This is a genomic window from Fibrobacter sp. UWB16 (assembly GCF_900215325.1).
In the GTDB taxonomy this organism is placed as follows: Bacteria; Fibrobacterota; Fibrobacteria; order Fibrobacterales; family Fibrobacteraceae; genus Fibrobacter.
The window spans coordinates 540,610-554,677 of sequence record NZ_OCMS01000001.1 but is presented as its reverse complement, the minus strand read 5'-3'; the positions used below and the strand labels follow the sequence as shown (position 1 = coordinate 554,677).

General features: G+C 50.2%; 12 protein-coding genes. 4 read left to right on the top strand and 8 right to left on the bottom strand.

Annotated elements, in window-relative coordinates; all coding sequences use genetic code 11:
• Nucleotides 1-17 precede the first annotated feature (17 nt).
• Both secG and murD read left to right on the top strand, forming a co-directional pair.
• The gene (gene secG, locus CRN95_RS02325; protein WP_088631436.1) at nucleotides 18-515 is read left to right on the top strand and encodes a preprotein translocase subunit SecG; all 498 of its coding nucleotides are present in this window, start codon (nucleotides 18-20) and stop codon (nucleotides 513-515) included.
• 129 nt (nucleotides 516-644) lie between these two features.
• The gene (murD, locus tag CRN95_RS02320) at nucleotides 645-2,006 is read left to right on the top strand and encodes a UDP-N-acetylmuramoyl-L-alanine--D-glutamate ligase (RefSeq protein WP_088631437.1); all 1,362 of its coding nucleotides are present in this window, start codon (nucleotides 645-647) and stop codon (nucleotides 2,004-2,006) included.
• Between the two features lie 6 nt (nucleotides 2,007-2,012).
• On the opposite strand, the gene nth is transcribed toward murD, so the two are convergent.
• The 6 genes from nth to CRN95_RS02295 form a co-directional block, all read right to left on the bottom strand.
• On the bottom strand, nucleotides 2,013-2,639 hold the full coding sequence (gene nth, locus CRN95_RS02315) for an endonuclease III (protein WP_097019992.1): 627 nt from the start codon (nucleotides 2,637-2,639) through the stop codon (nucleotides 2,013-2,015).
• A 90-nt stretch (nucleotides 2,640-2,729) separates the two neighbouring features.
• Nucleotides 2,730-3,518 carry a serine O-acetyltransferase gene (gene cysE, locus CRN95_RS02310; RefSeq protein WP_097019991.1) on the bottom strand — a complete coding sequence of 263 codons (789 nt, stop codon included), beginning with the start codon at nucleotides 3,516-3,518 and terminating at the stop codon, nucleotides 2,730-2,732.
• 249 nt (nucleotides 3,519-3,767) lie between these two features.
• Nucleotides 3,768-4,952 carry a phosphotransferase gene (locus CRN95_RS02305; protein ID WP_097019990.1) on the bottom strand — a complete coding sequence of 395 codons (1,185 nt, stop codon included), beginning with the start codon at nucleotides 4,950-4,952 and terminating at the stop codon, nucleotides 3,768-3,770.
• 245 nt (nucleotides 4,953-5,197) lie between these two features.
• On the bottom strand, nucleotides 5,198-5,560 hold the full coding sequence (locus CRN95_RS02300; protein ID WP_088631441.1) for a hypothetical protein: 363 nt from the start codon (nucleotides 5,558-5,560) through the stop codon (nucleotides 5,198-5,200).
• A 2-nt stretch (nucleotides 5,561-5,562) separates the two neighbouring features.
• The gene (locus CRN95_RS14890; RefSeq protein ID WP_173462673.1) at nucleotides 5,563-5,700 is read right to left on the bottom strand and encodes a hypothetical protein; all 138 of its coding nucleotides are present in this window, start codon (nucleotides 5,698-5,700) and stop codon (nucleotides 5,563-5,565) included.
• A gap of 232 nt (nucleotides 5,701-5,932) precedes the next feature.
• Nucleotides 5,933-6,730 (bottom strand): nitrilase-related carbon-nitrogen hydrolase, encoded by a 798-nt coding sequence (locus CRN95_RS02295; RefSeq protein WP_097019989.1) that lies wholly within the window; start codon nucleotides 6,728-6,730, stop codon nucleotides 5,933-5,935.
• 66 nt (nucleotides 6,731-6,796) lie between these two features.
• On the opposite strand from CRN95_RS02295, the gene CRN95_RS02290 reads away from it, so the two are divergent.
• Nucleotides 6,797-9,145 carry a hypothetical protein gene (locus CRN95_RS02290; RefSeq protein ID WP_097019988.1) on the top strand — a complete coding sequence of 783 codons (2,349 nt, stop codon included), beginning with the start codon at nucleotides 6,797-6,799 and terminating at the stop codon, nucleotides 9,143-9,145.
• Complete coding sequence (locus CRN95_RS02285; protein WP_235002825.1) at nucleotides 9,145-9,879, top strand: M15 family metallopeptidase; 735 nt, start codon at nucleotides 9,145-9,147, stop codon at nucleotides 9,877-9,879. Before CRN95_RS02290 ends, CRN95_RS02285 begins: the two co-directional genes overlap by 1 nt.
• A 92-nt stretch (nucleotides 9,880-9,971) precedes the next feature.
• On the opposite strand, the gene CRN95_RS02280 is transcribed toward CRN95_RS02285, so the two are convergent.
• Nucleotides 9,972-10,934 (bottom strand): L-threonylcarbamoyladenylate synthase, encoded by a 963-nt coding sequence (locus CRN95_RS02280; RefSeq protein ID WP_235002824.1) that lies wholly within the window; start codon nucleotides 10,932-10,934, stop codon nucleotides 9,972-9,974.
• Nucleotides 10,935-11,153: 219 nt separating this feature from the next.
• Nucleotides 11,154-14,063, bottom strand: coding sequence for a DUF349 domain-containing protein (locus CRN95_RS02275; RefSeq protein ID WP_097019987.1), 2,910 nt, complete (start codon nucleotides 14,061-14,063; stop codon nucleotides 11,154-11,156).
• Nucleotides 14,064-14,068: the final 5 nt, after the last annotated feature.

The window sequence follows — 14,068 nt, the reverse complement described above, 5'->3', positions numbered from 1 at the left end:
CGAAAGGAACGTCACAAATGACAACTCTCTTTTGGGTATTGATCGTCCTCCACGTGTTTCTCTGCTTTTTCCTTGCTCTCCTCGTCCTCGTTCAGAACGACAAGATGGGCGGTCTGGCAGGTCTCGGTGGCATGACTTCGCAATCTGCATTTTCTACCGCCGGCGCAGCGACCTTCATCCAGAAGTTGACCCGTGTCGTTGCTGTGATTTTCTTCATCGTGGTTTTCGCTCTTGGCCTCATCACGGCTAAGCAGGATCAGACTGTTGAAGAATCTGCTATGCAGAAGGCTACTCGTGAAAGCGCTGCCGAACAGGCTGTTCCGGAAGTTCCGGCTCTCCCGGCTACTTTCAATGCTCCGGCTGAAGTTGCTCCGGCTGCACCTGCCGCAGAAGTCAAGGCAGAAGCTCCGGCCGCACCTGCTGCTGAAGTGAAGGCTGAAGCCGCTCCGGCTCCTGAAGCTGCTGCTCCGGCAGAAGCTCCGAAAGCAAAGAAAGGCAAGAAGAAGGCCAAGTAAAAGTTTAGATTGACTTGATTTCAAGTCGGTCAAACCTCATTCAGAAGTCCGCCCTTGTGTAACGCAAGGGTGGGTTTCTTTTTTTATCAGGGTTGCTAAATTTTAATTGGAATTACATCAAGGATTTTTATGCAGAACACTCTTGTTTCTCCGGTTGGAATTTTGGGCTTTGGCGTTGAAGGCCAGAGCTCGTTGCGTTACCTTTTCCGCGAAGGTGTCAAGGATATTGTCGTGATGGACAAGAATCCGGTGACTCTCCCGGATGTGCCTGCAGGCGTGAACGTCAAGGTGAGCAGCGGCGAGAACTATTTGGACGGACTCAAGGATTGCGTGACGGTCATACGTTCGGCTGGCGTTTATCCAATGAGTCCGGAGCTTTTCAAGTTCCAGATGAACGGCGGTCTCATGACGAGCCAGATTCAGCTCTTTTTGGAACAAACTCAATCGAAAGCGACTGTGGGCGTCACAGGTACACTCGGCAAGGGTTCTACCGTAAGCATGATTTCGCACATTCTGACGAAGACCGGCCGCAAAAACGAAATTGGTGGAAACTTTGGCGTGCCGGCATTGGACTTGCTCGAAGACGAGACTCCGGACCGTATCAGCATCTTGGAACTTTCAAGCTTCCAGCTTATGACTTTGTCTGTGTCTCCGGATGTAGGCGTTGTTTTGCGCGTTTCGACAGAACATTTGGACTGGCACAAGAGCGTTGAAGAATATCGCGATGCCAAGGCAAACCTTGTGCGTTGGCAAAAGCGCGAAGGTACGTGCGTTTATTTGAAAGATGCCGAACCGACTGCAAAAATTGCATCGGAAAGCCCGGCAAAGACTAAGTATGCTGTAAGCCTTGCTGATGGTGCAAGCAACGGCGATGGTGATGCCGTGATTGACGGTGCGACTCTTGCGATTGATGGCGAAAAGCTTTATCTCTCGGATTGCAAGGTCCGTGGCATTTACCAGCTCGAAAACATGGCTGCGGCAACGCTCGCTTGCAAGGCTTTGGGCGTGAAAGTCGCCGATGCGTTCGAAGCGCTCAAGAGCTATGAGACGCTCCCGTTCCGTATGGAATTCAAGGGCGAAAAACGCGGCATTGAATTCTATAACGACAGTTATGCAACCCGCCCGGATGCAACGATTGCGGCAACCGGCAGCATGAAGCGCCCGTTTGCTTTGATTCTTGGCGGTTCGGAAAAGAACGCCGACTTTACGGAACTTTCAGAAATTCTCGTGAAGCAGCGCCCGAACTTGAAGCGTGTAGCGCTCATCGGCGCGACCGCCGAGCGCATGCTTGCTGATTTGAAAAAGGCTGGCGTGGATGAAGCGGGAATCAAAACTGCCATTTTCCCAACGCTTGAAGAAGCTTTTGCTGATAGCTTGAATATTGGTGAAGGCGGAACGGTCATTATGAGTCCCGCATGTGCAAGCTTTGGACTGTTCAAGAACTACAAGGTTCGTGGACAGGTTTTCGACAAGCTTGTCGAAGGCGTGTAGCGTGGTTTAACCGCGCTTATGGACTACGGAGCATATCGGGCATTCTTCGTCTTTGTGCCCGCGCGCTTTGCAGTAGTTGCGCCCAAAATAAATGATTTGCAAATGACGCTTTTCCCATTCTTCCTTGGGAAAAGCTTTTTTTAAATCTTCTTCGGTCTTTTCGACACTTGAGCCGTCGCTTAATCCCCAACGTTCGGCGAGGCGATGAATGTGCGTATCGACCGGGAATGCAGGGAGTTTAAAGATGTGGCTCATGATGACGCTTGCCGTCTTATGTCCGACTCCAGGGAGGCTTTCAAGTTCCTCGAACGTGTGCGGGACTTCGCCCTTGAACTTTTCGACGAGCGCTTGCGAGAGCTTGAATATGTTCACGCTTTTGGTGTTAAAGAAACCGCAAGGTTTGATGATTTCGGCAATGCGGTCTACGCCGAGCTTAATCATTTTGACTGGTGTGTCTGCTTTTTTAAAGAGAACCGCGGTCACCTGATTCACGCGGATGTCTGTGCACTGGGCGCTTAAAACGACTGCCACGAGGAGCGTGAATGGGCTTGTAAAGTCTAGCGGAATGGGCGGATTCGGGTACAGCTCGTCCAGCTTATCGCCAATGAATTTGATTTTTGCAGCCTTGTTCATTTCGCGCTCCTTCAAGTTTCACTGGATCCTTCACTTTCGTTCAGGATGACGAGTGCATTTGTGCGATTCTCGCCTTGAACGTTCTTCCGTTTAGTTTTTGTCGCGCGTAAAGTCTTGCTGCATGTTGAAGCTCGGCATGTCGTCGTGCGGGTGACCCACCTGAACGGCCGGGACGCCAGCATAAGTTGTGTGAGCAGGAACATCGCAAAGCACCACGGCGCCTGCGCCAATCTTTGCACCATCGCCAATGTGGATATTTCCGAGCAACTGGGCGTGGGCACCGAGCATCACGCCGTTTCCGATTTTCGGGTGACGGTCGCCGATTTCGTTACCGGTACCACCCAAGGTCACGCCATGCAAAAAGCTCACGTTGTTTCCGACGGTTGCGGTTTCGCCGATGACGATATTTGTGGCGTGGTCCACCAAAAGTCCGTGACCAATCTTTGCAGCCGGATGGATGTCCATGCCGAACTTGCGGCTGATGATGCTCTGGAGCATCTTGGCGGGGAAGTGTCGGCCTTCTTCATAAAGAACGTGGGCTACGCGGTAGGCTTGCAGTCCTTGGAAACCCTTGAAGAACAGTAGCGGTTCGAGAGGGCCCGTGCAAGCGGGGTCGCGGAGGACTGTTGCGTGCAAGTCCTTTGTCGCGCAAACAAGCAATTGGGGATACTTTTCGTACATGACTCGGAACATCTTCTCGAGTTCAGCGCGATCAATGACTTCGCCGGCGAGTTGACAGGCGAGGGTTACTCCAAGCATATCCGCAAAATTCTTGCGGTTAAGGATTTGCTCTTCGAGCATCAACTTCGAAAACGGCTCGGTTTTGACGAGCTCTGCTGCGTCCTTGCGGAGTAACTGTTCCATTTCTTCTGGTGTCATGATGACGCCAAATATAAAAAAATTGGAGGCTCCGCCTTAGAATTGATTTTGAATCAAATTGAAAATTATGCGGGCGGGGCCCCAGCTCGGAGTTGCGAAGGCCGCACGGGCCCCTCCCTGCACCCACCCCATCCTTGGCCGACGCTTTATTCTCACGACGATTTATTTTTTTTGTTAATTGCGAGAATATCTCGCATAGACACAAAAAAATGTTCTAATGTGCGAAAAAAGTGAATATTTTATTGAATCTTACAATTCAAGCAATGCTTTGGCGGGAATCCAGAACCAGTCGGGGCGGAATTCTAGCTCGTAGCATGCTTCGTAGATGGCTTTTGCGAGAATGTAGGGCTTGGATTCCTTTTCGATTTCTTCGGTGGAAATCCCGGAGACCTTGGAATACCCTGTGACAAAAGCTTTTTGCGCTTCGGTCGGATCGGTCTTCGCGACGGCGCCTGCATAGGCAAAGCTGCGCAACATCCCGGCGATATCGACAGCGGGGGAGCGGATAGTGCGTCTGTAGTCGAGGCTGCGCGTGGGTTCCCCTTCAAAGTCAATAATCTCGAAATGCTTGGTGCCATTTGCACTTTGCGTAATCAGCACTTGCCCGAGATGGTAATCCCCATGGATGCGCTGTTTTTTGATGGTCTTGTCGCTGAATGTTTCGCGGAGCAAGTCGCTATAGCGGATGCGCAGTTCCGGGAGCTTTTCGCGCAATTTCGGAGCGTACTCGGTATCCGTGGAGTTTTGGAGCAACTGTTGCAATCGGTCGAATGGCGGCTCGATGCCGCTGTACTTGGGCCCGCTTAAACGCTTGAGGCTTTCGTGCATCTGCGCGGTGGACATCCCGAGCTGGAAGGCGTCTGTGCTATCCATGTTGTTGCAGAATTCGCTCCAGGCGTCAAGTGCGTTCGGGAAATGTTCTTCGAGGATTCCCCACGTGTAAACTTCACCGCCTTTGGCCTTATAATTGCAGACGGCGTAAAGCCTTGGGACGCGGCTGCTGTCGGCCTTGTTCATTGCTTCAAGGATTTCGGCTTCGGGGTGTAAACCCGGTTCTAGCCTGCGGTATAGCTTGAAGAAAAATTTGCCGGGTGCGCAAAATGCGGAATTGCTCTGTTCCTTTGAAACGGGCTTGATGCTCGTGAGGGCTGCTCTCGAAAATGGCGATGTAATTCTAAACGAGAAAAATCCGGAGTCGCCTGCGAAAACAGACTGCTGAGAGCCATCGAGGAATGCGTCTTCGAGAATTTTACCAACTGCATTTTCGTCATCGATGACCGTATAAATGTCGCTTTCGCCGTCGTCGAACGAAACCTTGATAAGCCTGATGCGCGTGTTGCCGGCTTCTGTGGAGTCGAGCGTGTCTGCGCGTAAGATGGTTCTGTTTTTGCCCATGAACCAACGTTGCTTGCTAAAATACTTGATAAGGTTCATAATATAAACTTGTCATTCCCGCTAAGGCGGGAATCTCCCTACACGTTTTTTTTTGAATATATAATTTTTGATTAGAAAATATTTTTTTAATAATAATCTATTTGACCAAAATAATGTATAATATAAAACGTAGGAGATGGAAGGGTGGATTCTCCTTGGAAAAACAAAGAAAGTGTCTTCGATTATGGTCGATGTTTGGTCGATACGGATTAGGAGAGGGCACTTTCTTTTTTATTTGCCCTAAATTATTTCCCTGGATTCTGAAGCGTTGCGAAATAGCCTTGTGAGCGTAACGAGGCTAGTACCTTGAGTTGCTGTGGCACGGGTTCGCGCGGTAGACCTTCGATTACGAAGGCAGGAATCTGCTTGATGGGCTTGAACGCTTCTGGAACATCGCTGTAATCGCAGAGCTGCCATGCAGCAAGCAGTTTTTCGATGAATTCCGTCCATGGAAAATTGTCGGACGGGTGCATGGTAAATCTTGCGGGCTTAAGGTTGTCCCTTGCATCGAGCAGGAGACTCCCGTCTTTATAACAAGCGATAACGGCGGCCTTGCGAGAAGCTCCGTCGGTTGCTTTTTGTGCGGGAATGTTCAGGATGAGCTGCAAGCCTATGCCGTAGCGAGGAGTTCACGCTGGAGGAGGCTGTACTCGTGTTCCGAAATCGATGTGATTTTTAGAATCAGCTCGCGTTTGAGCCCTGCTTTGATGAGCTCTTTTGCTTCGTCAATTTTACTTGTTGTTGCCATATTAAGCCTCTTTTCTTAAAAGACGTAATATAAAAATAATCTTTCTGTGGTAAAATTGTCAATACTGGAAAGAAAATTTTTTTCGGCAAATATATAAAATTTGTGCTCTGTAACACATTGATAGTCAATGAATTAGAATTGACTGATTGTCCAAGGAAACTTTAATCACGGCCTTTTTTGTGTGATTCAGTTCACTTGAATCTTGTCGCTTGGCCATGTTTTTTGTTCGGTCTTATAAAAATTCCGGTGGGACTACGCCTTCGAGAACGGGGAAGGATTTGCGATAATCGCGTTCAGCTTGGAGGTCCAGTTCGGCCGAAATGACCTCCTCGTTTTGGTGCGAGGCCTCAGCGAGAATGTCACCATTTGGCGAGATGATGAGGGATGTACCTGCAAGCGGGAGCTTTTGGTCAGGGCTTTCACTGACGGCGTTTACTGCGGCGATGTAGACTTGATTTTCGATAGCGCGTGCTCTGAGGAGCGTCTCCCAGTGGGCTCGTCTTTTGGCGGGCCACGCTGCCTGGATCGTGATGAAATTTGCGCCTTTTTTGGTCGCTTCGCGGAATATTTCGGGGAACCGCAAGTCGTAGCAGATAAACGAAGCTATGGACCAGTTGTCAAACTTAAATAAATTAATATTTTCGCCCGCTTTAAAGCTTTCCTTCTCGGGGAAGAACAAGTTCATTTTGTTGTATCCGCAGAATTCCTGGGCTTCGTTGGGCTTGTAGATGCTTACGTGGTTGTAAAAGCCGTGGTTTGCGCGGGTGATGCCTGCGCCCATGATGGTGCAGTTCGTTTCGTTTGCAATCTCGGAGAGCGTGCGTGCGGTTTCACCGGAGACATTCGTGCTGAAGTCTTCGGCTGCATCGCCCAGATCGGTAGGGACATACCCTGTGGCGAACATTTCGGGGAGGAGTACTAGGCTCCCCGCTATGGGCTTTGCCTCGAGAATAATCTTCTTTGCACGGTCGAGATTCTCGGATTTGTGGCCCTTGGCGCTATCGAACTGGACTAAATAAACTTTAAGCATGCGTATAATATAAGATGTTGGTGGCTTGCTTGAATTTTTCTTGCATAAAATATCTATTTTGGAAGTATGAATTTCCGCTTATTTTTCAATTTTGTCCTGTTTATTGTGGTTGGGGTCTTTGCGGCTTCGCCTACAACGGTTATCGGTGTCGTCCTTGAAGCAGAATCTGATTTGCCAGTCAAGGATGTGGCTATTACCTATCAGTCCGGCAAGCGCATCGGTGAGACTGATTCCCGTGGCCGTTTTGAGCTGACCGTGGATTCCAAGAATGCCTCGCTCGTATTCAAGAAAGAGGGCTACGATAGCGTCTTTGTTGAACTGCAGGACTTTGCCGACCTGTTGGACATGGTCATTACGCTCAGCACGAATGTCACGAATCTCGGGGCAAGCACGATTATCGGAGATGGCGAACCGGTCAAGTGGGAAGTGGAACGTACGGTTCAGCTTGAAAAACTGGAAGATGCGGCTGGTATGCGCTTTGACTTGACAGAACACTTGAGCCAGATGCCTGGTGTTTCTGGTCAAAAGGATTTTAGCAGTGCTCTCTATTACGACGGTTCCCGTGCAAGCGATGTCGCTTATCATTTGGGACGTCTCCGTATTCCGAACATGCGCCATTTGGATGTTGGGTTCCCTGGTAACTTGTCCGTTGTGAATCCGCATACGTTGAGTGGCATTGAAATTCACGATCATTATGGACAAGGACCTCTTGGGCAGGGACTTGCGACTTCAATCCAGTACATTCCGGAACAGACGAGTGGCGAGTGGGGCTTGAAAGGTTCTGCCGGTACAACGCTCAGAGAAGTCGTCCTTGATGCGCCGTTCTTCATTTGGGATAGCTTCCGTTTTGCATTCCGTTTCCTTGACGACGACATGCTTAAAAATCTAGGTGAAAAGTTTTATACGGAGTTCCGCAAACGCGACGATAAAAATTCCGACGCCAAGGTGCAGTCTTCGGATCCGTTTGACTTGACTGCATTTGATGTTTACGCTCAGTTGAACGGTTCTGATTCGCTTGGTAATGCGTCATGGGCGTTGCGCACGTTGTATAGCTCTGATGAATACAAGGTGAGCCAGGATACATCGTCCACTTATGGTGCGGTCAATTCAATTGATATTATTGAAGGTAGCCAAAGCTATTTGGTTGTCGGTGCGGAATATGCTTCGAAGTTCGGAACGAGTTTCCATGCAGGGCTTGTCCGCGAAAGCCTGAGCGATACGATTCGCGATACGACGGGATTCCGTTCGGGTAATTTCTCCGATGCTTCGGCGAAAACTTTCATTGACGGCTATAGCCAGACCCATACGACGCTTAGTGCCGGCGCTGATCGGAATTTTAATGCGGATATTTTTGGGGCTGATTTGCGTGGAGCCGTTCTTTATGAACATCACATGGTCGAACGCAGTTTTCCGATTCCTGGTGGCGAAGAATCCTCTGATTATCAGACGGGTGTTCTGTCGGGTGCTGTAACGCTCGATTGGAAGAATAATTATTCGGAGCACATGCTTTCTGTGGGTGCTGTGGCTGACGCTGCTGACCATAAGGCTTTGCCGACGGCTTCTTTTGATATGGAACGCAATTTGTCTAAGACGGATTCGGCATACTGGAGACTTTTTGGTAATGCCGCCTACCGTGCAGACTGGAAACACTATTTTGATGATGGTGATTTGACAGGCCGTCTGGAATCTGGAACGTCACTGAAGTTGGGCTTGGGCTATCGCTCCAAGTACTTGGTGGCTCAAGTATCGGGCTTTGGACGTTTCTACTTTGATCCGCTGCTCCCGTTGCCAAAGGCTTTTGCAAATTACCAGGATGTGACTCCGGTGAATAACGCTTGGGTTACAGGTGCTTCGGGCTCGCTCGAATGGAAAACTTCTCATCACTTCTCGATGGCGATGAATGCAAGCTCTGTGTATGGCGAATATGAATTGGATGGCGGAAAGTCATTGCCGTGGGAAGCGAACTCTCGTTTGGATGTCGTTTCGCACTTTAGGTATTATCCGCGTAAGGACTCCATCGTATCTGTTATCTTGACGCACCATGCTGCATGGCATAGACCGCTTTATTATTACGCTATTAAGCCTGCTGCAAGTGGCAAGGGCGGTACCCGTGAATTAAGAGATTATCATAAGTTCACGGATATGTACAGAACCGATGTGCGTGTGAATTTGGATTTGACGAAGTCTAAGTTCTTCTTTAGGCATGCAAGATTCTATCTTGAAGTGGATAACATTTTTGCAAAGCTCGATGTTGATGCCCTTAAGTTCCTTGGTGCTGAAAATGACCGTGAACGTTCTTGGGTGGCTCAAGACAAGGACGACAAAACTGGCAATGGATACAACCTGGTCCCGTTTATTGCTAAGGGCATGGGGCTCTATGTTCAGTTTGGCGTAGAAGTGCAGCTTGGAATTTAATGAGTAGACGGAAGCAATCTATTGTTTTAGCAATTGCGTTTTTCGCGGTTTCCTCGTTTGCGCATGTAACGGATAGCTTGTTTGTGCCGCCGAAGCCCGCGAAACCTTTGCGTTATTGCTCTTCGGCAAAGCAATGGGTGGATTACGCAAGCCACGATTCTAATTTGGTCGAAATTACGTATATGCGCGGGCTGCGCATGGATTTGCGCTATGCTACGTTTAACAACGTGACCGGTCACGACATGTATTGCGGTATCCAGCGTGCATTTATCCATAAGGACGGCTTGCCAAAGCTGAAACGAGCGCTTTCGCTTCTTGCCAAAGAGCTGCCGGGATATTCACTTGTGATTTTTGATGCGGCTCGCCCGATGTATGCGCAATCGGTTCTGAAACAATCTGTGGCGGGAACGCCTTACAGCCATTTCGTTTCGTCGGGCAAGACGGGCGGGCTCCACAATTACGGGCTTGCGCTTGATTTGGGAATTGCCGATAGCACTGGCAATTTGCTTGATATGGGAGCCAACTTTGATTCGTTTGAACGTTGTGCGGGTGTAGTGGGCGAGGCTGATGCTTTAAAGTCCGGGCGCCTCACGCAACAGCAAATCGATAACCGCAACTTGCTCCGCAATATTATGAAGCGTGCGGGGTGGGTAATGCTCCCTAGCGAATGGTGGCACTTCAATGCGTTTACGCGCGCCTATACCAAGGAACACTATCCGCTGTTCCCGATGTAAGTTAAGTGCTCTAAGTTACGAGTTTCTAGAAAATTTTATGTCAAGATTTTCTAATGACCAATGACTACTAACTAGTAACTATAATCTCGTATTTACGGTAATGACTTGATACTTGCGCGTTTCAGGCGGTCGTTGAGTGCCATGCCAACGCCCGTGTTCGGGATGGTGTCCACGAGAATCAAGTCGTATTCGGGCTTGTCAAGGTCGTGCATGAAGGCGTAAAGCTTGGAGGTTGCTTCGACCATGTCGCCTGTAGCAGACAAGTTTACCGTAGCGGGGATGGGGCCTGCTTGTGTGCCAAACGCAATGCGTACGGTATGCTCCGGGAGCGTGTAGCCGGCCGGAACTTCGCCGTAGTAAAGCGGGACTTGCGGGCGGTAATGTGTATCGCATTGGCCAGGAGCGAGCATCGGCTGGCCCGGCTTGGATGTAGATTCCTTGATTTTTACTTCACCGAGGATGGCTTTGAACATCTCGAGTGTGATGGCGCCAGGGCGCATGACGGTCGGTTCGCCAACAAGGGAAATAATCGAACTTTCGACGCCAACGGAGCAGGGGCCGCCATCGACAATGCCTGCGATGCGATCGGCGAGCTGGGCGGCAACGTGTTCAGCGGTCGTGGGGCTCACGTGCTTAAAGAGATTTGCGCTCGGGGCGGCAAGCGGGAGCCCTGATTCCTTGATGATTGCCTGCGCAATCGGATGGCTCGGGAAGCGCACGGCCACGGAAGGGAGGGCGCTTGTGCAAAGATCGGGGATGCAATCCTTCTTGGGGAGGATGATGGTCATCGGGCCCGGCCAATAGGCTTCAGCGAGCTTGTAGGCGCTATCAGGGATGTCCTTAGCGATGTCGGTGAGCTGTGCAATGTCTGCGATATGGACAATCAGCGGGTCGAACGTTGGGCGTTCTTTGGCTGCGAAAATCTTGGCGAGAGCTTTGGGCTCGAAAGCGTTACCGGCGAGCCCGTAAACCGTTTCTGTCGGGATGGCGACGACTTCGCCTTCCTTGAGGAGGCGGGCTGCTTCGCTTACACTTGTCCATGGCGGGAATTTCATGAAATAAAAAATAGAAAATGCAGAAGGATTTAGTCTATTTGTCATTCCCGGCTTGACCTCTTTGACTACTTGCAGCTATGCTGCTTAGTAGTCATGATCCGCGTATGGGGAGGGAATCTCCATTCTCTAGCGTATAAAAAGGATATGCCCGCTCGGAGGCGGGCATGACAAGGTCTTGTAAGTGAACTTGGCAAGGTCGTGGAGACCTTCTCTGATCGCTTAAGCTTCGGTTGTTGCTGCCGGAGCTTCTTCCTTCTTTTCGTCCTTGCGGCCGAAGGCGAACACCTGGTCGCAAGCAGAATTGAAGCGCTTCCAGATCTTTTCGGAGTGTTCACGAGGAACGGCACCGACTTCCTTCCACAAGCGGCGGAAATGCTTGACCTTGTTCATCGAGGCAACGACCGTCTGATCGTTCAAGTCGGTGAGCAAGTCTTCGGCCTGTTCGCAGAGGAGAATCTTCTTCTGGAGGTTGTTCTGGCGAGCCTGTTCCTGAATGTCGAGCTGGTCGCGGCGGCGGGTGAAGAAGTCATCGCAGACATCGCGGAATGCCTTGCGGAGTTCATCGTCGTCGTTACCGCAAGAACCGAGCGTGACCCATTCCTTCTGGATGTCGCGAACGGCATCAGCGAGCTGGTTGGAGCCTGCGCTTTCGGCAAACTGGCGGACCTTTTCGATCATTTCCTGCTTTTTCTTCTTGATGTCTGCAATCTTGGCCTGGAGTTCCGGGTCAGATTCTGCCATCTTGGCGACAATCTTATTGACGATTGCGTTGAAGCGTTCGTTGATGGATTCTACAGCGTCCTTCGGGACCATGCCAATCGTCTTCCATTCAGCATCGATGGCCTTGTAAGCTTCGATGACTTCCGGAGTGATGTTGGCGATGTCGAAAGCTTCGAGCTTTTCGCAGAGGGCCTGCTTCTGTTCGAGGTTCTTCTGCTTGGCGGCGTCCATTTCTTCAAAGTGGCTGCGCTTCTTTTCAAAGAAGGAATCGCAAGCGGTGCGGAAGCGTGTCCAAATTTCGTCGGACTTGCTCTTCGGCACTGGGCCTGTTGCCTTCCATGCGTCCTGCAACTGCTTGAGCTTGGTGGAGGTGGCGTTCCAGTCTGTCGAATCCTTGATGGCTTCGGCTTCCATGCAGAGAGCGACCTTCTTTTCGTAGTTGGCTTCGCGGCTGTCATCTTCGCGCTTCACATTTTCTTTGTGCTGGGCATAGAAGGCGTTTACGGCATCCTTGAAACGCTTGTTGAGGGCTGCAAAAGCTTCCTTCGGGACCATGCCTATGTTCTTCCAGTTTTCCTGGATTTCCTGCACGGCCTTGAACTTGTCCTTCCAGAAAATTTCAGCGTTAGCAACGAGGTCTTCGACCTTCTGGCAGAGGGCTTCCTTGTCGACGAGGTTCTTTTGGCGTTCGGCGTTCTGTTCTTCGATGAACGGTGCGCAGTTTTCCTTGACCTTGTCTACGAGAGCCTGGAAGCGGTCGCGGTAGTCTTGGAACTTGGCTGCAGAAATCGGGCCGATTTCACGCCATTTGCCGCAGAGTTCGCGGAACTTGGCAAGCACAGCCTGGCTCGGAGTTTCCTTGGAGAGCGCGTCCATTTCTTCGATGATGGTGTCACGGTCCTTTTCGTTGTGCCAGTTTTCCCACTGCTGCATTTCCTGGAAACGGGAGGTGGCAATCTTGTATTCCTGCCAGAGATCGTGGTACTTGAACTTCTGTTCGCCAACGATTTCCTTCCATTCCTGATAAGTGTCGCGGAGAATCTTGTGGATTTCGCGGAATTCCTGGTTTTCATCGATGTTTTGGATGCGTTCGATGAGGCCGCGGAGCTTCTTGGAATTTTCTTCGATGACCTTCTGGGTCTTTTCGTTGAATGCGCTGATGAGTTCGCTCAGCTTGGTGCGGAGAGCATTGTATGCCTGGAGAATCGGATCGTCGCCTTCGAGGAGGGCGAGCTTTTCCCATTCGCGAACGATGGCATGCAAGTGCTTGCCCGTGTTTTCATCGATTTCCGTTTCAGAAAGTGCCTGGAGACGTTCGAGAAGGCTCTTGCGGATGGCTATTTCTTCTTCGCTTGCGTTTTCGGATTCTGCGGTCGGAATTTCAATCTTCTTTGCTTCTTGAGACTTGAAGTAGGCGTTGTTGAAGCGCTTGATCAAGGCTGCATCCATGACGGACTTGCCTTCGTTCCATTCCTGGATGATTGTATTCACGCGGTCAGCGTTTTCTTCGGTTGTACCTGCTTCGAGCATTCCTTCGAGTTCCGTGAGCGATTCCGTGAGGCGTGCAATCTTTGCCTGCTTTTCAGCTTCGGCATTTTCTGCAGCCTTCTTTGCGGCGTTTGCTTCGTCGTAGAACTTGTTGAAGCTTTCGTAAATTTCATTGAGCGTTGCTGCAGATTCGCCCATGCCGAGAGCATTTGCTTCGTTCATCAGGTCGTCAAACTGTGGCTTGGTGGCAAAAGCGTCCTTTTGGGCGGCGAGGAAATGAGCCTGCTTGATGAGGGCTTCGCGCTTGCTCTGCAAGAGTTCGGCTGCCTTTCTGCCGTTGTCTTCGGCTTCCTTCTTTGCACGAACTTTGTCCGAAATCTTCTTACGGACGGAGGTGTGCTTGGAGCTCTTGATGAGGTCTGCCTGCAATGATTCAGACGTTACACGGTCTGCGGCTTGCAGTGCGATTTCTTCGCTAGAATCGCGGGTAGCGATCTGGGCGAGCAAGGACTGCTTGCTGCACTGCTTGACAAGTTCTCTCTTCAAATTTACGTTGTCTGTTGCCTTGAGGACATCTTCAGTATAGCGCGTGTCCTTGATGGCATCAATGTAACCGAGGACTTCGCTATTCAGAGCGGATTCATTAAAGTTTTTCAGCTTTTTGACGATTTCTTCGAAAGCTCTCGATTCTGCCAAACGGCGTACGCCGGCATCGCTGTCTTTTGTCGAAATATCCTGAAGTGTCTTAATAATTGCAAGTTTCTTAACTGCAGCCATTCGCACTTCGACATTATCATCAGAAAGGGCCACTCGTTCGACAATATCTTGACTAGTGAGTTCATCCAAGTCTGCAATTGCTTCAATGCGCTTTGCGGGGTTGGAATTTTGCCATTTCGGTTTAAATGCGTCAAAAATGCTCATAATAT